The sequence below is a fragment of the Alkalibacter mobilis genome, from assembly GCF_015594845.1.
GTDB classification, from domain to species: Bacteria; Bacillota; Clostridia; order Eubacteriales; family Alkalibacteraceae; genus Alkalibacter; species Alkalibacter mobilis.
On record NZ_JADNRK010000011.1, the window covers coordinates 1 to 23,151 of the forward strand.

Consider the following 23,151-nt stretch of genomic DNA (forward strand, 5'->3'; position numbering starts at 1 on the left):
TCTATTATAAGTGTTTGAGTCCGCTAGAACTCTCTTTGGCTTTTGATACTCTTGGTATCAACGTTGTTTTTGGTTCTTTCTTTTAGCTTGGTTTTCGTGTGCTATTATATTTTCAAAGATCTCTTTTCTTGCTCTGTCGCTGCCGAGTGTTTCTCGCTGTCTCTCTTGGCGACTCTTACTATTATACGCATCACCACCCACCCTGTCAACAGGTTTTATCAACTTTTTTAATCTTTTCTTTAAGAAAGTTTGAAACCCTTGACTGGCAAAGGTTTCAATGAGCAATCTGTTTTGTTTGGTGTGCCGTGTAACTTTATAAGTACCCGGGTTTGCGAGTATTTAAACATAAAAATACATTTTTGTTCTATTATTAATTAGATCCTTCGACAGGCTCAGGATGACGTTTCATACTATGTGAACAGATCCTTCGACAAGCTCGGATGACGTAGACTATATTAAAAATCGTCATTCTGACCGAAGTGTAACGAAGAGAAGATTCTACTCATGTGTCATTGGTTATGGAGATCCTTCACATTCGTTCAGTATGACGTAAACTATGTAGATCCTTCGACAAAATCAAGATGACATTTCATACTATGTGAACAGATCCTTCGACAAGCTCAAGATGACAAACTTTATATGGTCTCTTTGCTTTGTTCAGCATAAAGACTTTTACTTCTCTTCAGCCTGCTCTTCTTCTGTACCCGTTTTTTCCGGTTTCATGGTCGGAAAAAGAATAACGTCTCTAATACTCCTTTGATCGGTCATCAACATTACCAATCTATCTATTCCAATACCCAAACCACCTGTTGGCGGCAAACCTACTTCCAAAGCGTTGATAAAATCATGATCAAAGGGATGCGCTTCCTCATCTCCGGTATTTTTGTTTTCTACCTGGCTCATGAATCTTTCCTTTTGATCGATAGGGTCATTCAACTCGGAGAAAGCATTTGCGTATTCACTACCTCTGATGAAAAGTTCAAATCTTTCAGTATATTTTGGATTGGTGTAATCTTTTTTTGCCAGGGGAGATATCTCTACCGGATGATGTGTCACAAAAGTTGGCTGTATCAACTTGTCTTCGACAAATGTGTCAAAGGCTTCTTCTATTATCTTGCCTATGGAAGTGTGCGGTTCAATTTCCAGGCCAAGTTTTATACCCTCGGCATAAGCAACTTTTTGGTCATCGATAACGTCAAAATCCACTCCGGTATGCTCTTTTACCAAATCCACCATTCGCGCTCTTTTAAAAGGAGGTTTAAAACTGATTTCATCCCCTTGATAAATTACAGAGTCCTGGCCTTTGATTTTCAAAGCGACATCGTATAATAGTTCTTCCACCATGTTCATTACATCTTCATAGTCCGCATACGCTTCGTAGGTTTCAAGCATGGTGAACTCAGGATTGTGCGTCGGATCCATTCCTTCATTTCTAAAAACTCTGCTGAGCTCATAAACCTTGTCGAATCCTCCCACGATCAATCTCTTTAAAGGGAGTTCCAAAGCTATCCTCAAAAACATGGGAATATCCAATGCATTATGATGTGTCGCAAAAGGTCTGGCGTTAGCTCCTCCCGCGAGATTCGAAAGGACTGGAGTTTCAACTTCCAAAAACCCTCTATTGTTTAAATAATCTCTAACAGCGTTCATGATTTTTGATCTAGTGACAAAAACTTCCTTGACCGCCGGATTCATAATGAGATCCACATACCTTTGTCTGTACCTAAGATCCGGATCCTTCAAACCGTGGAATTTTTCGGGTAATATCTGCAATGATTTGGACAATATTACGATTTTTTCAACTCTGACGGACACCTGTCCCATCTTAGTCTTGAACACTTCTCCCTGGATACCGACTATGTCGCCTATATCATAAGTTTTGATCTCCTCGTAGAGCTCATCTCCCATAATATCCTTTTTGATAAAAAGTTGTATTCTTCCCGTTGAGTCCTGCAAATCGTAAAAAGAAACTTTTCCCTGGCCTCTTTTAGACATGATCCTGCCAGCTAAAGAAACCTGCTTGCCTTCCATGGCTTCAAAGTTTTCTTCAACCTTTAAAGCATGATCCGTTACGTTGAACTTTGTATTTTTAAAAGGATCCTTGCCTTCTTCCATTAATTTTGAAAGCTTGTCCCTCCTTATTTGTAATAATTCATTTAAACTTTCACTGCTATCCAATGCCAATGATTTTCCTCCTCTATTACTACTTGCTTATTTCAATTACTTCCATTACAATGCTGCCGTCCGGAACCTCTATCGTCACCACATCACCGACTTTTTTGCTCAACAATGCTGCTCCAACCGGCGATTCATTAGAAATTTTGTCCTCAAGCGGATCCGCCTCGGCCGAACCGACAATATGATATTGAAAAATTTCGTCCATATCATCATCTTTAACTTTAACGATTGAACCTATGCTGACAACATCCGTGCCCAATTCGTCTTCATCGATAACTTTCGCATTCTTGAGTTTATGTTCGAGTTCTGCAATTCTGCCTTCAATAAATGCTTGTTCGTTTTTTGCCTCATCATATTCGGCATTTTCGCTTAAATCCCCAAATTCTCTAGCTGTTTTGATTCTTTCAGCAACTTCTCGTCTTCTTACGGTTTTTAATTTATCCAATTCTTCTTCAAGCTTTTTCAGACCTTCATAGGTTAAGATCAATTCTTTCTGTGCCATGTATAATACCCCTTTTCATACTTCTAGTTATTTATTTTGATTTATTTTATATACTTAAAAATATATAATTACTATTATAGTTAATTTTATAAAAAACACAAATCCTTTTTACAAATTCTGTGTCCGAATCTGATTTTTGTAGCCTTCGAACAGGTCATAAACCTCGTTTTTACTTGTGGTTTTGTTGATCTTGTTTCGAAATTCACCAGATCCACGTATCCCCTTGGTGAACCAGGATGCATGTTTTCTTATTTCGCTCACAGCCACATTTTCGGGTTTTGTCTCCAACAATTCAGAAAAATACCGCAAACAGGTATCTATCTTTATAATAGGATCGATATCCCCGTAATGATCACTGTTGAATATCCACGGATTTCCCATTGCAGCCCGCCCGATCATAACTCCATCGCAACCTGTGAAGTTTCTCATCGATTCTGCTCTTTCCAAACTGTCTACGTCTCCATTTCCAATCACAGGGATCTTGACAGATTCTTTCACTTTTTTGATTGTGTCCCAATCTGCATTGCCGGAGTAAAACTGAGTTCTAGTCCTTCCATGAACGGTAATCGCTGCTGCGCCGGCTGATTCGGATATTTTGGCCACTTCCACAGCATTTATGTTATCAAAGTCCCAGCCCGCCCTTATTTTGATGGTTACCGGTTTAGTTGAAGCCTTGACAGCTTTTTCTAAAATTTCGCCGATCAGTCTCGGGTTTTTCATCAGGGCGGATCCTTCTTGATTTTTCACTATTTTGGGCGCAGGACAACCTGCATTTATATCAATGACCTCATAAGGCGTTTCATTTATGTGCTCTTTTATGACCTCCGCTATCAAATCCGGTTCAGAACCAAACAGCTGTATGCCTGCAGGCCTGTCCCTGTGGGAAGTTTCCATAAGTTCTTTTGTCTTTCTGTCTTTGAAATACAGGGCTTTGGCGCTTACCATTTCGGTAAACGCCATGCCACATCCAAATTCCAAACAAAGCTCTCTAAATGGCAAGTTAGTTATACCCGCCATTGGAGCCAAAAATAAGCCATTTTCAATTCTTGTGTTGCCAATAATCAATTCTTCACCCGCTTGTTCTTATCGTAAATGATTTTTATTCCTTTTAAGGAAAGAGCCGAGTCAACGATGTCTATCACATCTGTCTCCGGAAATATTATCTTTGCATACCCTCCGGTGGCAATAACTTTTGCATCATGCTTTCCCGTTTCTTCCTTGATTTTTTTCACTATGTATTCTACCTGACCAATGTAGCCGTACACCAATCCGGCCTGCATGCTGGTAACGGTGTTTCTCGCCAAAATGCTGTCAGGTTTTTCTATTTCTATATTTGGTAATTGTGCCGCTCTGCTCCACAAGGCATCTGCAGAAATTTGTATGCCTGGTGATGTTACCGCTGCACTGAAGACTCCCTTTTCATCCACGTAGTCATACGTAGTGGCTGTGCCGAAATCGATCACTATGGCAGGCCCTCCATAAATGAAATACCCTGCAACGATGTCGCAAATCCTGTCGGCGCCAACTTCTTTAGGATTTTCTGTGTGGATGCTTATGCCTGTTTTTATCCCAGGTTCTATGAGCATCGGATTTATATACAAATATTTTTTTATTCCGTTTACAAGAGAATACATAATATTGGGCACTACCGAAGATATTATGGCATCTTTAACGTCTTTTGGATTTATCCCCTTTGCCTGAAGCAGGGTTATTATGAAAACGCCATACTCATCGGAGGTTTTTCTTGTGCTGGTAATCATTCTCCAGGTACCGACAAACTCGTCTCCTTTGAAAATACCTATTTCAATATTCGTATTGCCCACATCAATTGTCATAAGCATCAAAAATCACATCCATCAGTCAATTTATTTTTTGTATTTAACGTATACGTTGTAAATGATAGGCATAAGGATCGCCGCCGTGATCATTTCGATCAATCCATTTGAAAGAAACAACGTTCCTAAAACAGTAAAGAATCCGGCTCCCATGGCATCTACCATCTTCTGTCCATTGACCAGAAACAACATTCCAATGACCAGAACCGTATTTGTCAACATGCCTGCAGCCCCTGCAACGGCAGCCGAAACTGTTGCACCTAACTTGATTTTTTCCTTAAACAATACAAAAACCAACCCTGCGCTCATTCCTATAAACATCCTTGGCAAAACAGACACCAACGGATTCATAAAGAAATAATCGAAAGGTGACAAAGGCATAAAATAAGCTCTGGCCATTGTAACAATACCCGCCAGTGCACCCATTATCATACCATCCTTGACCCCTAAAACCATTGCCGTAAGCAATGTAGGCAGAAACATCGCCACTGCCATACTTATCGAAAAGTTGGGGATCGCTGTGACCATAACAAACACGATGGTCATTGCCAACATGACTGCCATAAAGGTCAATCTGCCGGTCTTGTTGAAATCATTTTTACTCATTTTTTCTCCTCCTGTTCTCGTTCCCTTTGGGATACAAGACTTTTTTTATTTATATAAAGTATGAGCTCATCGCCCACATTTTATATCCCTTTTATTTTTGAATTGCACTTATCGATGAATCTTTCCATATCGACAATATATCTTTCGTGTGTACCTTCCCCGATTTTTTCGATTTCGTCCCAGGCTTCAACCTTGAAAACAAGTTTTTTACCTTGAGCCTCGACAAGTTTTGCCGTGGCCTTAACGGTCATTCTCATAGGGGTAGGAGACAGATGCTTGATCGTCAATCCAGTTCCAACTGTAGTTTTGCCTTGATCCAAGTGACTTTGCACCAAATCATATGCCGCATTTTCCATGAGCGCCACCATCTTAGGGGTCGCCAATACATCTAGTCCGCCGCTTTTCATCGCCTTCGCAGTGTCATTAAAGCCTACTTCGATATTGGCAATAGTTTCCTTGCCAATCAACTGTTCCATGTCCATTTGCACAACTCCCGCCAAATAATTTTAGTTCGCTTAGATACAAGATAAACCATCCCTTTCGGGATGGTTGGCTTTATTCATTGAAAAGCTCGTTGAATTCCTGACTGTTGATCGTCTCTACTTCGAGCAGAACATCGCTTACTTTTTGAAGCTTGTCTTTGTGCTCTTCCAGAATCTTAAGAGAGCGTTTATAAGCAGTATCTATTATTGTCCTTATTTCCTTGTCTATAGCAGCAGCGACTTCTTCACTGTAGTTTCTGCTTCTTGAAAGGTCTTTGCCTATGAACACTTCATTGTGCTTGCTTCCGAAAGTCATGGGGCCCAGGTAATCGCTCATGCCGAATTCAGTAACCATTTTTCTGGCCATTTCCGTTGCTCTTTCTATATCATTGGTCGCTCCGGTACAGATTTCGTCAAGCATGATCTTTTCTGCCGCTCTTCCGCCAAGCAGACCGGATATTTCGTCGATTATCTTGGATTTTGAAATGTGGCTGTTGTCATTGTCCGGCAAAGCTATGGTGTATCCTGCAGCCATTCCTCTTGGAATTATTGATATCTCATGGACCTCGTCGCAATTTGGCAATACTTTCATCACAATTGCGTGTCCCGCCTCATGAACGGCAGTGATTTTTTTGTCGTGCTCTGTGATTATCCTGCTTTTTTTCTCGGGACCGGCAATTACTCTTTTTATGGCTTCTTCCATCTCTTTCATTCCGATGGTTTTCTTGCGTTTTCTTGCAGCCAACAAAGCAGATTCATTCATAATATTCTCAAGGTCGGCTCCAGTAAATCCCGGAGTGCTCTTGGCTATGGTCTTAAGGTCGATTTCCTCATCCAATGGCTTGTCCTTTATATGGACTTTTAATATTTCTTCACGTCCTTTGACATCAGGTATTCCAACAAGTATCTGTCTGTCGAATCTGCCTGGTCTCAAAAGCGCGGGGTCAAGGATGTCAGGTCTGTTGGTTGCGGCAATCATTATGATGCCTTCATTTTCACCAAAGCCGTCCATTTCCACAAGGAGCTGATTTAAAGTTTGTTCTCTCTCGTCGTGGCCTCCGCCCAAACCGGCGCCCCTTTGTCTTCCCACTGCATCTATTTCATCTATAAATATGATGCATGGCGAATTTTTCTTGGCCGTTTCAAAAAGGTCCCTTACCCTTGATGCACCTACACCAACAAACATTTCTACAAAGTCGGAACCGCTAATGCTGAAAAACGGCACTCCCGCCTCTCCTGCAACCGCTCTTGCAAGAAGTGTTTTTCCAGTCCCGGGAGGTCCCACCAAAAGCACCCCTTTTGGTATTCTCGCGCCTAACTCCAGATATCTGACCGGCGACTTTAAAAAGTCGACGATTTCTTCAAGCTCTTCCTTTTCTTCATCTGCACCCGCAACGTTTTTAAATGTAACACCTTTTTTTGACGGTGTATGCAATCTGGCTTTGCTTTTTCCGAAGGACATGACTTTCCCGCCTCCGCCGCCTGATTGCTGGGTAAACATCATAAAGAAAACAACCATCAGAACTACAATGAACAACGTGGGCAGCAATGTAACCCACCAAGGCGTCTGTTGGGGTTCGACATAAGAAACGTTTATTTCTCCGCCCGATTGTATATAGTCGTTTATATACTCGGAAAATGTTCCGGGTATTATGACGCTGGTAAATTCCGTTCCGTCTGTAAGAGTACCTGTAGCTTTGTACTGATCTATGTTCACATTCATTTCTTCTATTTTGTCATCTGCCATACTTGCAATAAGTTCGTCATAGGAAATAATCTTTATATCTGTCTGGCTTGGATTTATGGTCGTTACCGCCAGAATGATTATCAGAAGAACTATCAAATAAAAGCTGATCATCTTCAAATACTTGTTCAATCTCTCACGCTCCTTCGTCTATCATATAATGATAAATAATTCTAACATATATTTTCCTTAAATACAATTAAGCTTCTTGATATACCTCTTCTTTTAATACTCCTATAAAAGGAAGGTTTCTGTAGTGCTCCGCAAAATCCAGTCCATACCCTACTACAAACTCATCCGGAACGACAAATCCTACATAGTCTATCTTTACACCTGTTGTTCTTCTTTCGGGCTTGTCCAACAAACTGCAAACTTTGACACTCTTCGTGTTTCTGTCCTGGAACATCTTTATCAGATATGACAATGTCAATCCGCTGTCGACTATGTCTTCAACGATTATCAGGTGCCTTCCCTCCACGCTTTTATCCAAATCCTTTATGATACGAACCTCTCCGCTGCTTCGGGTCTCATTCCCATAACTGCTGACTGCCATAAAATCGATTTCCAAGGGTATATCCATGCTTTTCACCAAGTCTGACATGAAAAGCACGGCACCTTTCAGAACGCATATCACCAAAGGATTTTTGTCCTTGTACTCTTCCGCTAATTGGCTGCCTATTTCCGCCACTCTGTCAGCCAGTGTTTTTTCGTCGATCAAAACATCTTTAATATCATCAATCATTTACTTCCTCCTGATTTTTGTAAAGCGTCAAACGCAAGATTTTTTTTGTTTCACTCGAAGGTTCAAATTCATCGCTTTTGCCTATTCCCGGAATCCAGATGATATCCTGGTCGATTATAAGCATTGGTATTTTTGCCCTTAGCTGCCGTGGAATTTTTTTGTCTATCAATATTTTTTTTACCTTCTTTTTGCCTGTGTGACCTTTTAGCCGGATTTTATCACCGGATTTTCTTTGTCTAAAGATCAAACTTGACCGGATTTTATTAATTCTATCATAGTCAAGAAATATTTCATCATATTTTTGATTATTTTCGCCTTTTTCAAAGCTTTTTTGGATTTCTGTTTCCAAAATCGTACCCAATCTGGAAAAAACATAGGTTTTTCCAGGCAAAATTCGATATTCGAAATATCCTTCACTGTTAGCTGGATTTTCCTTGTCAAACAAAATCATGTCATATGATCTTTGCACAGTGATTTTCCCCGGAAGATCCATCGTCCATACGGTGTGGCCTTCGTCCATTATCTTATCGATCAGATCATTAAGATGTATGCTTCCAATGTCCGCAGTTTTAAATTTTTCATTTAACGCCTGCAACAATACTCTCTTTTGTATCAATCGGTCTTCCATGGAGAACTTATTATAATCGATGCCATTCTCTTTTCGACATTTGTCCAGAGTTTGTTTCGCGATCGTTTCTACATAATCGTCATATTCAGATGAAATTTCAGCCAATTTCACGATAGCATCCTCAAAAGAAGGATTGTATTCCTTCAAAACAGGAATCAAATCCAATCTGATCTTATTTCTGTGATAAACGTTCATGAAGTTGGTTTGATCACTCCTGAACGGAATATTGTTCAACCTGCAATATTCCAATATGTCTTCCTTTGACACACACAGAAGCGGCCTTATCACTCCGTCTTCCCTTTTTGCTTCTATTCCTTTAAGTCCCTTTATTCCTGTCCCCCTGATGATTCTCATCAAAACTGTCTCGGTTTGATCATCTTTGTGATGTCCTGTAGCCAATTTTGATCTGCCGCTGTTTTTTCTTATTAAGCCAAAAAAATTATACCTGATTTTTCGGCCTGCTTCTTCTTCGGAAATATTCTTGAATTTGCTGTAACCGGATACGTTGGCGTTTAACTTTTTAAATTCAACACCCAGTTTTTTGCAATGGTCTTCGACGAATCTCTCATCTTCATCTGATTCAGGCTTCCTTAGATTGTGGTTCACATGCGCCACAATCATACTGAAGTTTATTTTGTCTTTTAAATTTAATAGAACATGTAAAAGCGCCATGGAATCGGCGCCTCCGGAAACTCCGATCACCACCGTGTCCCCATCGGAAATCATATTATGGCTTTTTATAAATTTTTCAACTTCTTTTTCCATGGGATCACCGCTTTGCTCATCTATAGAAGTATTTTACATTTTTTAAACCAGGTATTCAACAAGTAAAAAGCTTATCAAACACAAATAAAAAAAAGCCCAAATAAATGAACTTAAAAAATGGTGGTCGCAATAGGGCTCGAACCTATGACCCCCTGCTTGTAAGGCAGGTGCTCTCCCAGCTGAGCTATGCGACCAAGTTGTTAGCCGAAAGACTTGCCTTCGACTACTTAAGTTAAATGAGCGACCTAGTCTGCGCAAATAACTTACTATTAAATTGAATGGTGACCCCTAGGGGACTCGAACCCCTGTTACCGCCGTGAAAGGGCGGTGTCTTAACCGCTTGACCAAGGGGCCTGGTTAAATAGATGGTAGCGGCGAACGGATTTGAACCGCTGACACTACGGGTATGAACCGTATGCTCTAGCCAACTGAGCTACGCCGCCATATTGTAATTGGTTGCGGGGACAGGATTCGAACCTGCGACCTCCGGGTTATGAGCCCGACGAGCTTCCAGCTGCTCCACCCCGCGATACTTGGTGCCGGAGATCGGAATCGAACCGATACGATCTTTTAGGATCGCAGGATTTTAAGTCCTGTGCGTCTGCCAGTTCCGCCACTCCGGCTCTCGTAAGAGACAAGCATCATTATAGTATAAAAAAAATCTTAAGTCAATACTTTTTCCAAACATTGTTTTATTTTATTTTGTAGGCTATGGCACCCTCTAAATTGTCGCTGTCGCTTACGGTGATCGACTGAAAATCTCCGTACTCCATGAGGGTTTTAATGATGAGTATCCCAGGCAGTATTATATCCGCCCTTTTTTCCTCAAGCCCCTTTATTTTCTTGATTTCATCGATTTCCAATCCAACTAAGCCGTTATAAATATCATCTATTTCACTCAACTTTACCACGCTCTTGTCGATTTTTTCCGAATCGTAACACTCCAGTCCTTGATTCATGGAGCTTATACTTGTGATCGTGCCTCCAATGCCTACCAGCGTCAGATCCACCATGTCATTCTTTTTAAAAGTCTTTTCCAGATTTTTAACAACATGTCCTTTCAGCGCCGCCAGAGCACTATGATCGGCAGGATATGTCCCTATAAACATTTCCTTAAGCCTTACCGCCCCGACGTCTATGCTTTGGGCAAACACTTTTTCACCATTCCTGACTGCGATAAATTCACAACTTCCTCCGCCGAGATCCACGATCAGTATATTTTTTTCTTCAAAAGACTGACTGACCCCTAAAAATCCGTACTCGCTTTCTCTTTCTCCTGTCAATATCTCAACTTCGATGCCCGTTCGCATCAAAGCCTCTCTTATAAAATCTTGTGAATTTTTTGCATCTCTGAGAGCACTGGTCCCAAAGGCCCAGATGACCTCCACACCCGATCCATCGCAGATTGCCTTCGCTTTGTACAATGCGTCGAGATTTCTTTTCATGGCTTTTTCAGTTATCACGGAATCCTTTCCCAGCCCTTCGCCCATACGGGTATAGAACACCCATTTTTTCTTGTTGGAAATTTTCCCATTTTCCACTTTTGCCACCATCAGCCTCGTAGAATTGGTTCCTATATCTATAGATGCACAAATCATGATCATACTCCCCTCATTGAATCAAGATACAAAAAAGCACCCCTTTTGGGATGCGGATATGATTGCTAACGGTTGAAACACCTGTTTTTGCCTTTCTTTGCACTTTTCTTGAGCGCTTGCTGTCTCTCGTCGCTGTCCTTCAAAAACTGGCTTATTTTATCGTCTATGGTAACAGGTGCTGCGCTGACTGGAGCGCTTTTCTTATAATTGCTTTGTCTCGGCGGACGAGGCGCCTCTTCTTTTTTTGGCTGTGCCTGTCTAATTGACAATCCGATTTTACCTTCAGCCACAGAAATGACCTTGACTTTGACAGTATCATTCACCTTAAGATAATCGGAGATCTCTTTTACATAACCATCGGCTACTTCAGAAATATGTACTAACCCGACTTTACCCCCTAAATCAATAAATGCTCCAAACTTGGTAATGCTCTTTACTACGCCTTCAACAATTTGATTAACCTCAAATGGCATCAAAAATTTCCTCCTTGTTTATTTGTTAGTTATTCTTACTATTAGGCTCGACTTCAATAATTACCTTTTCCTGGGGATATACAAGTCCGAAGTACTTTCTGGCAAGTGTCTCGATATAATCGTCAGAGTGAAGCAGATCCAATTCCTGGTCAAGTTGTTCGGATTTATCCTGTTCCGCAGCAAGTTGCCCTTGAAGTGAATTTTTTTGATCGTTCAATTGAATCAGCTGAATTTCAGTCGAAACAAAACTGTAGACAAAATAACCGCACACCAACAAAATTATCAGCAACGTGGACCTGTTAGTTCTTTTTCTTCTCTTCTTTTTCACCGGTTTGCTCCCTCAAAGAATACTAACTATATTATTCCACAAAATTATCCCAAATACAAGGATATCAGGCGATAATTCTATATTATCGCCATTTTTATACATGGTTACTTGTTACTTCCGCTAATATCTTTTCTGTACTGCATTCCCTGGAACTTTACCTTCTTTAGTTGACCGTAAACTTTTTCTCGAGCTTCCCCAAAATCCTTGCCCAAACCAGTCACCGCCAACACTCTTCCTCCGTCAGTCAGGATTTTGTCTTTGGATCTTTTCGTTCCGCAGTGAAACACCACTACATCTTCCAACTCGTCCAACCCGGAAATTTCCAGACCCTTTTGATATTGTTCAGGATATCCACCGGAAGCGACGACTACACAGAGAGCTTTTTCTCTCCTCCACTTTAGATCTTCACTTTTAAGATTTCCATCGATCACCTTTTCAAAAACATCAACCAAATCGTTTTCCATTCTCATCAGGACCGATTCTGTTTCAGGATCTCCGAACCTCACATTGAATTCCAAAACCTTGGTCACGTTGTCCTTTATCATTAGCCCGATAAACAACACACCTCTATAATCCATATTTTCTTCCAAAAATCCTTTGATTATCGGCTTCAAAACCGTTTCATCCATTATCGATTTAAGACCGTCGTCAAATAGCTCGTTGGGGGAATAAGTACCCATTCCGCCCGTATTGGGCCCTTCGTCGCCGTCAAATATTCTTTTGTAGTCTCTGGCGCTTTCCATAGGAATTATACTCTCACCGTCCACAAAGCATAGAACTGATGCCTCGGTACCTTCCAAAAACTCTTCGAGAACTACTTTATTGCCCGAATCACCAAACACCTTGTTTTCCATCATGTCTCTGAGTGTTTTTTCTGCAGTGCTTCTGTCCGTAGCGATTACAACGCCTTTCCCGGCTGCAAGACCATCTGCCTTAATCACGACCGGATATCCAAAAGAATCCAAGTCTGCCATAGCCTTTTCCATATCCGTATATTCTCCGTACGCAGCCGTAGGTATCCCGTATTTTTGCAGAAATTTTTTAGTGAATGCCTTGCTCCCTTCAAATTGCGAGCAGTTCTTGTCAGGTCCGAAAACTCTCAGCCCCCTGCGCTTGAAGATATCGGTTATCCCCATTACCAAAGGCAACTCCGGGCCTACCACAGTCAAGTCAATGCCATTTTCTTCTGCAAAATTTGCAAGCTTGTCTATTTCATCTACTTTTATGTCGATATTTTTTGCAATTTCAGCAGTGCCTGCATTGCCGGGCGCACAGTATATTTCATCCACCTTTTGACTTTGTCTTATTTTCCAAACCAGGGCATGTTCCCTGCCACCTGAACCTACAACTAAAATCTTCATTTTCACACCTCCGGTCAATGTTTGAAATGTCTGATGCCCGTAAACACCATTGCAATGTTGTATCTATTGCACAACTCTATGGACTCTTCGTCTTTCATGGCTCCACCCGGCTGTATAATGGCAGTGATACCAGCCTCATAAGCGGCCATTACTGAATCGGGGAAAGGAAAAAAGGCATCTGAAGCCAAAACGGAACCGATCAGGGCCTCTCCACCCTGTCTGGCTGCATTGTTCAAAGCTGCTATCCTGCTTACCTGCCCAGGTCCATTTGCCACAAGCATTTTATCTTTAGCAAAAGTTATTGCATTGGATTTTGTGTGCTTCACTATTTTCCAGGCAAACATTAGGTCTTCCATCTCCTTGGCAGTAGGCTGTCTTTTGGTTACAACTTTCAGATCGTCGCCCAGCAGCACATGGTTGACATCTTGGATCAGTACCCCGCCCATGACTTTTTTTAGTTCGTATCCATGGTACTTATGAGCAATATTCTCCAGTTTCAGAATCCTTATGTTCTTTTTAGCCTTTAGTATTGCCAGCGCTTCTTGAGAATACCCCGGGGCCACCAAAACCTCTATGAACAATTCACTGATTTTGGAAGCCGTTTGTTCGTCTATTTCCTTGTTCGCAGCGATGATACCACCAAAAATGGAAACAGGATCACCTTCGTAGGCTTTTTTGAAAGCTTCATAAATGTGGGTTCCACTTCCCACCCCGCAGGGATTGGCGTGTTTTACTGCAACAACTGTGGGTTCGTTGTGGAATTCCTTTAAAATTTGTATTGCGCTGTCAGTATCGTTGATATTGTTGTAGGAAAGTTCCTTTCCATGCAGTTGCTGAGCTTCGACTAAAGTTCCTTTTTCAGAACCGATTTCCTTGTAAAATGCGGCCTTCTGGTGAGGATTTTCGCCATACCTCATATCCTGGACCTTTTCAAAAGTCAGAGTCATGGTTTTTCCAAACGGTTCCGTTTCAATTTGCTTTTTCAGATAATCGGCTATCATTGCATCGTATGAGGCGGTGTGCTCAAACACTTTTAGCGCCAAAGCGTATTTGGTGTCCTTGCTTATGCTTTTGTTTTCTTCAAGCTGTCGTATGATTTCCGGATAATCCTTCGGATCGGTTATAACGGCTACATCTCCATGATTTTTTGCAGCAGCCCTGATCATCGTGGGCCCGCCAATATCAATATTTTCAATTGCATCCGCAAGCGTCACGTCATCTTTGGAGATCGTTTCCTTGAAAGGATACAGATTTACCACAACCAGATCGATGGTTTTTATATCCAGTTCATCCAGCCGAGCCATATGCTCCGGGTTGTCCCTAACCGCAAGGATCCCACCGTGAATTTTTGGATGCAGCGTCTTTACCCTGCCGTCCAGACATTCGGGAAATCCCGTAACGTCGCTTACTCCCATAACCTTTATTCCGTTGTCCTTTAACAGTTTCGCCGTTCCACCGGTAGAAATTATTTCCACCCCAAGTTTGTCCAGAGATTTTGCAAATTCTAAAATTCCGCTTTTATCAGAAACACTCAATAACGCTCTCATTTTTCCCTCCTCATTCTTTTACTGCAACTATTCTGCCGTTTACGGTTATCTTCTCCAAACAATAGTTTTTTACCGCCTCGGCAAGTATTTCATGCTCTATTTTGAGCACTTTCGCCTGCAAGGATTCTGGCGTGTCGTTCCAGTCCACTTCCACCGCCCGCTGCGCTATTATGGCTCCCGTATCCATGTTTTCATCCACAAAGTGTACAGTTGCACCGGATATCTTGACCCCGTACTCAACAGCCATCTCATGGACTTTTAATCCGTAGCAGCCTTCCCCCGAGAAGGAAGGTATCAGTGACGGATGTATGTTGATTATCTTGTTTTTGTATCTTCCCACCAATTCAGGAGATATTTTTTTAAGATATCCGGCAAGAACTACCAAATCTACTTCTTTTTCTCTCAGTAACGCCTCCAACTTCTCATCGTAATCCTCACCGGACACCACTTGCGCTGCTATTCCGGCTTTTTTCGCCCTTTCCAGGCCGTAGGCATTTTTTCTGTTGGATGCCACAAGAACTATCTCGCCATATGTTCCGTGGATTTTATCTATAAGACTTTGCAGGTTGCTTCCGCCCCCCGATACGAGAACGGCTATGCGAACTAGCCCCATAGCTCCACACCTTCACCTTTTTCCACTTTGCCAATGACCCTGGGATCTTCCCCGGCAGCTTTAAGACCGTTCAACACCGCATCCTTTTCTTCCGGCGATACCACAAGCATCAACCCTATACCCATATTGAATGTAGAATACATCTCCTTTTGCGCCACAGAACCTTCCTTTTGAATAAATTCGAATATTTTCGGTCTTTCAAAAGAACCAAGATCTATTACCGCCTTGCATCCTACAGGCAACGCCCTGGGTATGTTTTCATAAAATCCTCCGCCCGTTATATGGGCTATTCCTTTGACTTTTCCCGCAGCCAATGCAGCTTTCACAGCTTTCACATAGATCCTGGTGGGTGTAAGAAGCACATTCCCCAGTTTATCCTGGAGGTCATCTATATAATCTGTCACAGAATATCCCCTATGGTCGAAAAGAATTTTTCTTACCAACGAGAACCCGTTCGAATGAACTCCGCTTGATGGGATCCCAACAAGGATGTCTCCTTCACCAATGCTGCTCCCGTCGATTATTTCGCTCTTTTCCGCCACTCCCACGGCAAACCCGGCCAAATCGTATTCTTCAGGTTTGTACATGTCCGGCATTTCTGCAGTTTCACCGCCTACCAGAGCCATTTCTCCTTCAATGCAGCCATCGCATATGCCTTTGACTATGTTCTCTATTACCGCAGGATCATTCTTTCCACACGCTATATAATCAAGAAAAAACATGGGGGAAGCTCCCTGACATGCTATGTCGTTGACACACATCGCCACGCAATCCACACCTATGGTGTCGTGCTTATCCATCATTTGGGCAATCAAAAGTTTTGTTCCCACCCCGTCTGTGCCGGAGATCAAAACCGGATGTTCATAGCCTTCAGGCAGTTCGAACATTCCTCCAAATCCTCCCAGGCCTGAAATAACTCCCTTGGTTGCCGTTCTTGCCACGTGCTTTTTGATTCTTTCCACCGATTCATATCCCGCTTCAATATCGACCCCTGAATCTTTATACGTAAATTCCTTCATTATCCTTCTCCTCCTCAATCCTCTACGACAGGCACTTCCATTGGATAATCTCCGTCAAAACACGCTTTACAGAAAGTGGTTCCACCACCAACGGACTTGACCAAACCATCGATTGAAATAAATGCCAGTGTATCGGCCCCTATCATATCTCGAATTTCATCCACTGTTTTCATAGCGCCTACAAGGTGCTTTCTGTAGGGCGTGTCGATGCCGAAATGACATGTGTGGGTAACCGGCGGACTGCTGACCCTGAAATGGACTTCTGTGGCTCCTGCTTCCCTTAGCATTTCCACAAGTCTCTTGGAGGTTGTTCCCCTTACTATGGAATCATCAACTATGACTACTCTTTTACCCCTGACGTTTTCCTTGAGAACGTTCAGTTTTATCTTTACCCCTTCAACTCTGAGTTCCTGATTTGGTTGGATAAAGGTCCTACCGGTATATTTATTTTTGATCAGACCCATGCCGTACGGTATTCCCGATGCTTCCGAATAACCTATGGCCGCAGGTATTCCCGAATCGGGCACACCTATAACCACATCAGCCTCCACTCCGCTTTCCTGGCTTAGTATCTTGCCCGCATTGTGCCTTGAGAGATAAACGCTTATTCCGTCGATAACAGAGTCTGGTCTTGCAAAATAAATAAGCTCAAATATGCAAAGCTTTTTCTTTACCCAATTGTTTTGCGAGTAGCTGTTGACCCCTTCTCCATCTACGATCACTATTTCTCCAGGCTCCAGATCTCTTACGTATTCCGCGCCAACTGCATCCAGACCGCAACTTTCAGAAGAGAATACATATCCGTTTTTCGTCTTTCCCATACACAATGGTCTTAGGCCATGGGGATCTCTGATGCCTATCAATTTGTCTTCTGTAGTTATTACAAGAGCATATGCCCCTTTGATGATCTCCACCATTCTTTTTATGGATTCTACGATTCCGTTTCTTAGTCCCCTGGCGATAAGGTTTACTATGACTTCCGTGTCTATGGTAGTTTGAAAGACTACGCCACCGTCTTCGAGCATTTCCCTCAAAGCTCTTGCGTTGACAAGATTTCCATTGTGGGCAAGTGCTATATGACTGTTTTTGTAGCTTACGACAAGGGGTTGTGCATTTTCGATCTTGCTTTCACCAGCAGTAGAATACCTTACGTGTCCTATCCCAATGTTTCCCTCAAGTTCTTTTACAGTTCCGTTTCTAAAAACTTCGGAAACCAGTCCCATGCCCTTGTGTTGAAATATCTTCCCATTTTTGTTTGTGGCAATTCCGGCACTTTCCTGTCCTCTGTGTTGCAGCGCATAAAGTCCATAATATAGAAGTTGCGATACGGCTTTTTCAGTGTCATGTTTGTAAACCCCAAAAACTCCGCATTCTTCCTCCATCTTGTCCTTGTCAAATATATCTATCATCTTATCCTCCTGGTTTTATTCCAACCTTCCGAGAACTTCCCGGTAAGTTTCTTCAACATTTCCCAGATCCCGTCTGAATCTGTCCTTGTCCATTTTTTCATTGGTTTTCATATCCCAAAGTCTGCAGGTATCAGGAGAAATCTCGTCAGCCAAAATCACATCGCCCTTGTACCTTCCGAATTCGATTTTAAAGTCTATTAGCTTAAGTTCCTTTTCCTTAAAGAAATCTATCATTATTTCATTGATCTTAAAGGTCAGTTCCTTGATCTTGTCTATTTCTTCTTTTGTAGCAAGTTCCATGGCCAATACGTGGTAATCATTTATCAACGGATCGTGAAACTCATCATTTTTGTAACAGAATTCCAAAACAGTTACCGGTAGTGAACTGCCTTCAGGGATGCCCAATCTTTTAGACATGGATCCTGCGGCCACATTTCTTATTATTACCTCCAAAGGTATTATTTCCACCGCCTTGACGAGCTGTTCTGTTTCCGAGATATATTTTTCAAAATGTGTAGGTATCCCTTTTTCTTCCAGCAACTTGAATATTACACTGCTTATTTTATTGTTGACGACTCCTTTGCCTGAAATGGTGCCCTTTTTTGTACCGTCAAAGGCCGTAGCGTCATCTTTATATTCAACTACATACAGATCTTCTTTTTCGGTCTTGTACACTCTTTTTGCTTTTCCTTCGTAAAGCATTTCCAATTTTTTCATCAATTAACCTCCTAGGTTTGAGAATATCGCTTCAGCTGGATCTTGTCGTCTTCGATTTACTTGAAATACGACACTCCCGCCTCGAATATCTTTTGATCCATTTCTCCATAAATGTTTTTGTAAAGCCCTTTTCCTATACGCTCCGAGTGACCCATCTTTCCGAAAATCCGTCCATCCGGACTGGTTATTCCCTCGATGGCCCACACTGATCCATTGGGGTTCTCTTCTGCATATCTGGTGGCCAACTGACCATTTTCAGCCAAGCTGTTCAAAGTTTCATCATCGGCCACAAATCTTCCCTCCCCGTGGGACAACGCCACCATATGTCTGTCGCCAACCCTGACATTGCTCAACCAGGGAGAAAGGTTTGATATGATTTCCGTTTCGCTCACCTGAGAAATATGCCGTCCAATGGTATTGAAAGTCAAGGTCGGATCGTTTTCGCCAATTTCCCTTATGTCGCCGTATGGCAATAGCCCAAGTTTTACAAGGGCCTGAAAGCCGTTGCAGATCCCAAGTATCAATCCGTCGTTTTTAGACAACATTTCCATGACACTGTCTCTGATTTTGGAGTTTCTGAAGATGGCGGCGATAAATTTTGCCGATCCTTCAGGTTCATCACCTGCGCTGAATCCTCCAGGGAACATGATTATTTGGGACTTTAAGATTTTTTCAGCCATCTGACTTAAAGAATCCTCTATATCTGATGCAGAAAGATTTCTAAAGACAAAGCTTTCGACTGATGCGCCCGCTTTTTCAAAAGCTCTTATGGAATCGTACTCGCAATTTGTACCAGGAAATACGGGAACAAAGACTTTTGGTCTGGCCGACAAATTTCCCGATTTCACCAAAGGACCCTTGTTCCAGAAGAAGTTTTTATAGTTCATTCCTTCGTTTTCCATTTCGGGATAAATTTTTGATAAAGGCTCTTTCCATATTTGCAGTGATCTGCTCAAATCAATTTCCGTTTTTTGATATTTTAGTATATTTCGCTCGGTGGTCACACCTATTTCCTGCATTTTAAATCCTGACATTCGGGCCAGGAAATTTTCCTTGTTGTCTTTCGTCACTTCGACTGCCAAACCACCTATATCCATGGAAAACAAGTCTTCCATACAGATATCTTCATTAATTACTACGCCGATGGAGTTTCCAAATGACATTTTTGCCAATGCTTCAGCCATTCCGCCCTTTCCTACAGCCTTTGCCGATATGACTGTTTTTTGATCCATAAGGTTTTTCAAAACAGAAAATCCTTCTTTTAATTTTATAAAATCAGGAATCTGATCCTGGTTTTTAAATGGGGACAAGGAATAAATAATTGAATCGTGCCCTTTGAATTCCGGCGTGACGATATTTTGTGTCTTATCGACAGTTACCGCAAAACTTACCAATGTAGGCGGCACGTTGATATCTCCGAAGCTGCCGGACATACTGTCTTTACCGCCTATGGCCGCCAGCCCCAATTCTTTTTGGGCATGGAATGCACCCAAAAGCGCTGAGAATGGTTTCCCCCATTTTTTCGGATCGCTGCCCAGCTTTTCAAAGTACTCTTGAAGGCTGAACCTGATTTTTGATACATCTCCGCCTATGGCCGCGATTTTACATGCTGCTTCAACGATGGAATAGACCCCACCATGAAAGGGACTCCATTTGGACAATTCCGGCTGGTATCCGAAAGCCATAAGGCTGCACGTGTGGGTTTCTCCCTTTGTCAACGGGATCTTTGCCGCCATTCCGTCAGGAGGCGTTACCATATTTTTACCACCGAAGGGCATCAGCACGGTTCCCGCACCAATTGTTGAATCAAACATTTCAGACAAACCCTGTTGGGAGCATACGTTAAGATCAGACAACATTTCTTCAAATCTATCTGCAAATTCCTTTTCTCCTGCCGCAAATCCCACAGGAACTCCCTGTTCGTCAGGCATCTCAAGTTCCACCTTGGAATATTGCTTTGCACCGTTGGTGTCTAAAAACTCCCTGCTTAGATCCAAAATTGGATTGCCTCTCCACTTCATTACCAGACGCCCTGTATCCGTCACCTTCGCAACTGCCGTACCTTCGATATTTTCCAAAGATGCATGCCCGAGAAATCTTTCAACGTCTTTTGCGGAAACAACAACAGCCATCCGCTCCTGTGACTCAGATATGGCAAGTTCCGTACCATCCAGACCGTTGTATTTTTTAGGCACCAGGTCCAAATCGATTTCGAGACTGTCTGCAAGTTCTCCTATGGCAACTGAAACCCCTCCAGCTCCAAAATCGTTGCATCTTTTTATCATTCTTGAAACTTCAGGATTTCTGAACAATCTCTGGATCTTTCTCTCCTCAGGTGGATTTCCCTTTTGAACTTCAGCACCTGATTCATTTATGGACTCTTCCGTATGACTCTTTGAAGATCCAGTGGCACCACCACATCCGTCTCTTCCCGTTCTTCCGCCGATAAGGAGGACTATGTCCCCAGGTTGTGGCCTCTCTCTTACCACGTTGTCTTTAGGCGCAGCGCCCATGACCGCTCCGATCTCCATTCTTTTGGCTACATATCCTTCATCATATATCTCGGTCACCTGCCCTGTGGCAAGACCGATCTGATTGCCGTATGAACTGAATCCCTTTGCCGCTTCCCTGCAAATCTTTCTTTGCGGCAACTTCCCTTTTAAAGTATCTTTAACGGGCTTTCTCGGGTCTGCCGCACCCGTCACCCGCATGGCCTGATAAACATAACTTCTGCCTGACAGCGGATCTCTTATGGCTCCGCCAAGACAAGTGGCTGCGCCTCCGAAAGGCTCTATTTCAGTGGGGTGATTGTGAGTTTCGTTTTTGAACATCAACAGCCACTTTTGGTCTTTACCGTCCACATCCACATCTATATCGATACTGCATGCGTTTATCTCTTCAGACTGATCCAAATCTTGAAGATTTCCACGTTTTCGTTCAAACTTCATGTTAACAGTGGCCAGATCCATCAATGTCAAGGGTCTGTTTCCAGCAGGATAAAGTTCTTCCCGAATATTTTGGTAATCCATGTAAGCTCTTTTTATGCTGTCACTGAATTTTCCTTCATTGATCTTCACATCGGTGATCTCAGTTAAAAATGTCGTGTGTCTGCAGTGGTCGGACCAGTATGTGTCGATGACCCGCAATTCCGTCTCAGTGGGATTTCTTTTCTCGGTTTCCTTGAAATATTTTTGAACAAACACCACATCGTCCGCACTCATTGCAAATCCCGCCGATTTCCTGAAGCCCTCCAACTCATCAGAGGAAAAATCAACGAAGCCTTCCACCTCTTGAACGTCTTCAGCTAAAACTGTTTCGTCGTCTATGTCGCGTGGCATCTCCATGGATGCTTCCCTGGAATCCACAGGGTTGATCAGATAATCCTTCACCATATCCAATTCTTCTGCAGTCAACTTTCCCTCAAGCACCACTATTCTGGCTGATTTTACTTTTACATCTTTTCCGTGGGTAATTATCCGTATGCCTTGGGAAGCCCAATCAGCCCTTTGATCGTATTGTCCCGGCAGATATTCTATTGCTATAGGTGTTTCTTCATCCCTCAGTTCAACGTCAGATTCCCATACGTTATCTGCATTGGGTTCTGAAAGTACTGTTTTCTTGATAAATTCAAACTCTTCAAATCCTTCAAGGCGAACATCATATCTGTTTATGACCCTTACATCGATCAATGAATCAATCTCCAAGGTTTCCTTAAGTTCCTTGAACAAATGAATGGCCTCCTGATCGAAGCCCTTCCTCTTTTCTACGAAAACTCTGCGAATGTTATTATTCATCTTCAACCACCTTTTAATTTTCTACCTTAATATTAAATTAAACGAACATTTTTTTCAAGTTTTTTATAAATATACGTATTTTTATTTGTGACCGCCGATGATATAATTGATTTGAAGGATGTGATAACTTGAATATAACCCATTTAAACCACAGCGGTTTTCTGATCGAAGACGGCAGATTTGTAATTTTGTTCGACTGTATCGATCAACTCGATACCAAAAAGATCAAAGAAAAGGAAATCATATTTTTTGCAAGTCATTCTCACAAAGACCATTTCGATCCAACGATAGCCGAAGCTTTGTCAGAGCTGCATACCACTTATATATTGAGTTACGATATTAAAGAACGCCCCTCAAAGGATCTTACCTGTATAATGAAGCCCAAGGAAAAAGTCACCCTGGGTCCTTTGCATGTGGAAACTTATGACAGTACCGACAGAGGTGTCTCTTATCTTGTCAAACTGAACGACTATACTTACTTCCATTGCGGGGATTTGAACTGGTGGCATTGGAAAAAAATGACTCCGGAGCAACTGCTTTTGGAGGAGTCGGACTTTAAGAGAGTCATCGACGAGATCAAAGACAAGTCTATAGACTTCGCTTTTGTGCCGGTGGATCCAAGACTGGAGGAGTTTGGACTTTTAGCGGCACAGTATTTTCTTGATACAGTAAAGCCCAAGTATCTTATCCCCATGCATTCCTTTGGCGACTACGCCTATTACAATGATCTCGATAAAAAGCTTCAAACGGACAAAACAATTTTGTTGAACTGTTCACACAAAAATCAAAAAATATACAAGGAACAGTAAG

General features: G+C 42.2%; 21 protein-coding genes and 5 tRNA genes. 1 reads left to right on the forward strand and 25 read right to left on the reverse strand.

Translation table 11 applies throughout. The annotated features are described in order from the left end of the window. Positions 1-57: 57 nt before the first annotated feature. The 25 genes from IWB18_RS07110 to IWB18_RS07230 all read right to left on the reverse strand — a co-directional run bounded on the left by IWB18_RS07110 (position 58) and on the right by IWB18_RS07230 (position 22,341). The gene (locus tag IWB18_RS07110) at positions 58-285 is read right to left on the reverse strand and encodes a hypothetical protein (protein WP_195682931.1); all 228 of its coding nucleotides are present in this window, start codon (positions 283-285) and stop codon (positions 58-60) included. Positions 286-672: 387 nt separating this feature from the next. Further along, complete coding sequence (lysS, locus tag IWB18_RS07115; RefSeq protein ID WP_207740771.1) at positions 673-2,184, reverse strand: lysine--tRNA ligase; 1,512 nt, start codon at positions 2,182-2,184, stop codon at positions 673-675. A 19-nt stretch (positions 2,185-2,203) separates the two neighbouring features. Then, complete coding sequence (gene greA, locus IWB18_RS07120) at positions 2,204-2,680, reverse strand: transcription elongation factor GreA (RefSeq protein WP_195682932.1); 477 nt, start codon at positions 2,678-2,680, stop codon at positions 2,204-2,206. 108 nt (positions 2,681-2,788) lie between these two features. Then, positions 2,789-3,745, reverse strand: a complete 957-nt coding sequence (gene dusB / locus IWB18_RS07125; protein ID WP_195682933.1) for a tRNA dihydrouridine synthase DusB — start codon at positions 3,743-3,745, stop codon at positions 2,789-2,791. Further along, positions 3,742-4,521: a type III pantothenate kinase gene (locus IWB18_RS07130; RefSeq protein WP_195682934.1), complete on the reverse strand. Its 780-nt coding sequence runs from the start codon at positions 4,519-4,521 to the stop codon at positions 3,742-3,744. Before IWB18_RS07130 ends, dusB begins: the two co-directional genes overlap by 4 nt. A 24-nt stretch (positions 4,522-4,545) precedes the next feature. Next, positions 4,546-5,121, reverse strand: a complete 576-nt coding sequence (locus IWB18_RS07135; protein ID WP_195682935.1) for an ECF transporter S component — start codon at positions 5,119-5,121, stop codon at positions 4,546-4,548. A gap of 80 nt (positions 5,122-5,201) precedes the next feature. Beyond that, positions 5,202-5,603 carry a thioesterase family protein gene (locus IWB18_RS07140; protein WP_195682936.1) on the reverse strand — a complete coding sequence of 134 codons (402 nt, stop codon included), beginning with the start codon at positions 5,601-5,603 and terminating at the stop codon, positions 5,202-5,204. Between the two features lie 73 nt (positions 5,604-5,676). Beyond that, a complete protein-coding gene (gene ftsH, locus IWB18_RS07145; RefSeq protein WP_195682999.1) occupies positions 5,677-7,461 on the reverse strand; it encodes an ATP-dependent zinc metalloprotease FtsH in 1,785 nt (594 codons plus the stop codon). A gap of 85 nt (positions 7,462-7,546) precedes the next feature. Beyond that, positions 7,547-8,089, reverse strand: a complete 543-nt coding sequence (hpt, locus tag IWB18_RS07150) for a hypoxanthine phosphoribosyltransferase (RefSeq protein WP_195682937.1) — start codon at positions 8,087-8,089, stop codon at positions 7,547-7,549. Next, a complete protein-coding gene (tilS, locus tag IWB18_RS07155) occupies positions 8,082-9,482 on the reverse strand; it encodes a tRNA lysidine(34) synthetase TilS (RefSeq protein ID WP_195682938.1) in 1,401 nt (466 codons plus the stop codon). Before tilS ends, hpt begins: the two co-directional genes overlap by 8 nt. A 118-nt stretch (positions 9,483-9,600) precedes the next feature. Next, a tRNA-Val gene (locus tag IWB18_RS07160) sits at positions 9,601-9,676 on the reverse strand. Between the two features lie 85 nt (positions 9,677-9,761). Next, positions 9,762-9,836: transfer RNA gene (locus IWB18_RS07165), tRNA-Glu, on the reverse strand. Between the two features lie 12 nt (positions 9,837-9,848). Next, a tRNA-Met gene (locus IWB18_RS07170) sits at positions 9,849-9,925 on the reverse strand. A 10-nt stretch (positions 9,926-9,935) separates the two neighbouring features. Further along, positions 9,936-10,011, reverse strand: a tRNA-Met gene (locus IWB18_RS07175). 5 nt (positions 10,012-10,016) lie between these two features. Beyond that, a tRNA-Leu gene (locus IWB18_RS07180) sits at positions 10,017-10,105 on the reverse strand. Between the two features lie 69 nt (positions 10,106-10,174). Further along, positions 10,175-11,086: a Ppx/GppA phosphatase family protein gene (locus tag IWB18_RS07185; RefSeq protein WP_195682939.1), complete on the reverse strand. Its 912-nt coding sequence runs from the start codon at positions 11,084-11,086 to the stop codon at positions 10,175-10,177. 59 nt (positions 11,087-11,145) lie between these two features. Continuing rightward, positions 11,146-11,553, reverse strand: a complete 408-nt coding sequence (locus IWB18_RS07190; RefSeq protein WP_195682940.1) for a S1 RNA-binding domain-containing protein — start codon at positions 11,551-11,553, stop codon at positions 11,146-11,148. A 25-nt stretch (positions 11,554-11,578) separates the two neighbouring features. Then, positions 11,579-11,881: an FtsB family cell division protein gene (locus tag IWB18_RS07195; protein ID WP_195682941.1), complete on the reverse strand. Its 303-nt coding sequence runs from the start codon at positions 11,879-11,881 to the stop codon at positions 11,579-11,581. Between the two features lie 104 nt (positions 11,882-11,985). Continuing rightward, on the reverse strand, positions 11,986-13,242 hold the full coding sequence (purD, locus tag IWB18_RS07200) for a phosphoribosylamine--glycine ligase (RefSeq protein WP_195682942.1): 1,257 nt from the start codon (positions 13,240-13,242) through the stop codon (positions 11,986-11,988). A 14-nt stretch (positions 13,243-13,256) separates the two neighbouring features. Continuing rightward, a complete protein-coding gene (purH, locus tag IWB18_RS07205) occupies positions 13,257-14,789 on the reverse strand; it encodes a bifunctional phosphoribosylaminoimidazolecarboxamide formyltransferase/IMP cyclohydrolase (RefSeq protein ID WP_195682943.1) in 1,533 nt (510 codons plus the stop codon). 10 nt (positions 14,790-14,799) lie between these two features. Further along, positions 14,800-15,402, reverse strand: coding sequence for a phosphoribosylglycinamide formyltransferase (gene purN / locus IWB18_RS07210; protein WP_195682944.1), 603 nt, complete (start codon positions 15,400-15,402; stop codon positions 14,800-14,802). Then, positions 15,393-16,421, reverse strand: a complete 1,029-nt coding sequence (gene purM, locus IWB18_RS07215; protein WP_195682945.1) for a phosphoribosylformylglycinamidine cyclo-ligase — start codon at positions 16,419-16,421, stop codon at positions 15,393-15,395. Before purM ends, purN begins: the two co-directional genes overlap by 10 nt. Positions 16,422-16,435: 14 nt before the next feature. Beyond that, complete coding sequence (gene purF / locus IWB18_RS07220; RefSeq protein ID WP_195682946.1) at positions 16,436-17,830, reverse strand: amidophosphoribosyltransferase; 1,395 nt, start codon at positions 17,828-17,830, stop codon at positions 16,436-16,438. A gap of 15 nt (positions 17,831-17,845) precedes the next feature. Further along, positions 17,846-18,547, reverse strand: coding sequence for a phosphoribosylaminoimidazolesuccinocarboxamide synthase (gene purC / locus IWB18_RS07225; protein WP_195682947.1), 702 nt, complete (start codon positions 18,545-18,547; stop codon positions 17,846-17,848). 56 nt (positions 18,548-18,603) lie between these two features. Next, the gene (locus IWB18_RS07230) at positions 18,604-22,341 is read right to left on the reverse strand and encodes a phosphoribosylformylglycinamidine synthase (protein ID WP_195682948.1); all 3,738 of its coding nucleotides are present in this window, start codon (positions 22,339-22,341) and stop codon (positions 18,604-18,606) included. A 128-nt stretch (positions 22,342-22,469) separates the two neighbouring features. Between IWB18_RS07230 and IWB18_RS07235 the strand changes: the two genes are divergently transcribed. Beyond that, entirely contained in the window at positions 22,470-23,150 is a 681-nt protein-coding gene (locus IWB18_RS07235) for an MBL fold metallo-hydrolase (RefSeq protein ID WP_195682949.1), read from the forward strand. Position 23,151 lies beyond the last annotated feature (1 nt).

Bases quoted from the DNA above. Each gene is read 5' to 3' on its own strand.
- greA (WP_195682932.1), bottom strand. From the start codon at position 2,680: ATGGCACAGAAAGAATTGATCTTAACCTATGAAGGTCTGAAAAAGCTT.
- IWB18_RS07130 (WP_195682934.1), bottom strand. From the start codon at position 4,521: ATGCTTATGACAATTGATGTGGGCAATACGAATATTGAAATAGGTATT.
- IWB18_RS07135 (WP_195682935.1), bottom strand. From the start codon at position 5,121: ATGAGTAAAAATGATTTCAACAAGACCGGCAGATTGACCTTTATGGCA.
- IWB18_RS07140 (WP_195682936.1), bottom strand. From the start codon at position 5,603: ATGGACATGGAACAGTTGATTGGCAAGGAAACTATTGCCAATATCGAA.
- ftsH (WP_195682999.1), bottom strand. From the start codon at position 7,461: ATGATCAGCTTTTATTTGATAGTTCTTCTGATAATCATTCTGGCGGTA.
- hpt (WP_195682937.1), bottom strand. From the start codon at position 8,089: ATGATTGATGATATTAAAGATGTTTTGATCGACGAAAAAACACTGGCT.
- tilS (WP_195682938.1), bottom strand. From the start codon at position 9,482: ATGGAAAAAGAAGTTGAAAAATTTATAAAAAGCCATAATATGATTTCC.
- IWB18_RS07185 (WP_195682939.1), bottom strand. From the start codon at position 11,086: ATGATCATGATTTGTGCATCTATAGATATAGGAACCAATTCTACGAGG.
- IWB18_RS07190 (WP_195682940.1), bottom strand. From the start codon at position 11,553: ATGCCATTTGAGGTTAATCAAATTGTTGAAGGCGTAGTAAAGAGCATT.
- purD (WP_195682942.1), bottom strand. From the start codon at position 13,242: ATGAAGATTTTAGTTGTAGGTTCAGGTGGCAGGGAACATGCCCTGGTT.
- purH (WP_195682943.1), bottom strand. From the start codon at position 14,789: ATGAGAGCGTTATTGAGTGTTTCTGATAAAAGCGGAATTTTAGAATTT.
- purN (WP_195682944.1), bottom strand. From the start codon at position 15,402: ATGGGGCTAGTTCGCATAGCCGTTCTCGTATCGGGGGGCGGAAGCAAC.
- purM (WP_195682945.1), bottom strand. From the start codon at position 16,421: ATGAAGGAATTTACGTATAAAGATTCAGGGGTCGATATTGAAGCGGGA.
- purF (WP_195682946.1), bottom strand. From the start codon at position 17,830: ATGATAGATATATTTGACAAGGACAAGATGGAGGAAGAATGCGGAGTT.
- purC (WP_195682947.1), bottom strand. From the start codon at position 18,547: ATGAAAAAATTGGAAATGCTTTACGAAGGAAAAGCAAAAAGAGTGTAC.
- IWB18_RS07230 (WP_195682948.1), bottom strand. From the start codon at position 22,341: ATGAATAATAACATTCGCAGAGTTTTCGTAGAAAAGAGGAAGGGCTTC.